Source organism: Psychrobacter sp. 16-MNA-CIBAN-0192, from assembly GCF_040309565.1.
Classification (GTDB): Bacteria; Pseudomonadota; Gammaproteobacteria; order Pseudomonadales; family Moraxellaceae; genus Psychrobacter.
Genome location: NZ_JBEOOX010000384.1, coordinates 1 through 261 on the forward strand (window position 1 = coordinate 1; position 261 = coordinate 261).

Here is a 261-nt window from a genome sequence, read left to right on the forward strand (position 1 = left end):
TCCACCACATGCCTAAAAATTGCGGCACCACCTCATCTTGCAGGGCTTTTCGACCTGCAATCATTAATCCAAAGTAGCCCAAATAAAGCAAAATAGCGGGACCCATTTTAGCAAACTTACCCTGGCGAACATTAACCCGCGCTAACGGCACCGCAATTAACGTCAACAATGGGATCGCGATAGGGATAGCTAAGCGCCATTGAAATTCAGCTGCCGCTTCAGGTCCTGGAGTATCCAACAATTGATCAACTGGCATTGCAG

General features: G+C 47.9%; 1 protein-coding gene. It reads right to left on the reverse strand.

Translation table 11 applies throughout. The features are described 5' to 3' along the window. A partial coding sequence (locus tag AAEY78_RS13675; protein ID WP_352339888.1) for an LptF/LptG family permease occupies window positions 1-261 on the reverse strand: 261 nt, incomplete at both ends.